This is a genomic window from Streptococcus mitis (genome assembly GCF_946190285.1).
Taxonomy (GTDB): domain Bacteria; phylum Bacillota; class Bacilli; order Lactobacillales; family Streptococcaceae; genus Streptococcus; species Streptococcus mitis_CP.
Window position 1 is genome coordinate 1 of record NZ_CAMHZX010000097.1, and the last position, 243, is coordinate 243.

Annotated in this window: 1 pseudogene; it reads right to left on the reverse strand. The window is 66.7% G+C overall.

From position 1 onward, the window contains the following. Positions 1 to 243: pseudogene (locus N8L39_RS09405) on the reverse strand (IS21 family transposase); the annotation flags it as partial.

Here is a 243-nt window from a genome sequence, read left to right on the forward strand (position 1 = left end):
TGATCAAGGTTGTTATCCAGGATGGATTTGACGGAGCCGTAGGTACGGGTGCCGATCTCCAGCGCCCGGCCACAGGCGGCTTCCACCCGCGCCTGACCAAAGGCTTTCACCAGGCGGACAATGCCAAGGCAGGAGCGGAACCCTTGCTCGGGGTGCGCACGCTCCTCCAGGATCAGCCCGCACAAGGCGCCGGCCGATGGGCCGATTGCCGCGGCATCGCGCCGGATGCGCTCCACCGTCCAG